The sequence below is a fragment of the Gordonia heveisoli genome, assembly GCF_030315745.1.
Taxonomy (GTDB): domain Bacteria; phylum Actinomycetota; class Actinomycetes; order Mycobacteriales; family Mycobacteriaceae; genus Gordonia.
Window position 1 is genome coordinate 1 of sequence record NZ_JASXSH010000065.1, and the last position, 264, is coordinate 264.

General features: G+C 65.5%; 1 pseudogene. It reads right to left on the reverse strand.

From position 1 onward, the window contains the following. Positions 1-48 precede the first annotated feature (48 nt). Positions 49-264, reverse strand: a pseudogene (locus tag QSJ18_RS20165) (hypothetical protein); the annotation flags it as partial.

The window sequence follows — 264 nt, forward strand, 5'->3', positions numbered from 1 at the left end:
TGGGGTGTGGCGTCGTCGGTTTCGTCGTTGGGGCTGGTTGGTTGGTGATCATTGGCGTCGTTCGGATCTCATCTCGTGGATGACGCGTTCGGCGAGGGCGTTGGCGATGGTGTGTGGCACTGCTCGCCATCCGTTGCGGCTTTGCCAGGTGTAGATGGCGTCGTCGAGGCGGTGGCGGAATTCTTTGGTGTCGTCGGTGCGGGCTGGGTCGTCGGGTTGGGTCGCGTCAGCCTCGCGTGGTTCGGTGGCCTGCGGCGTGGGCGC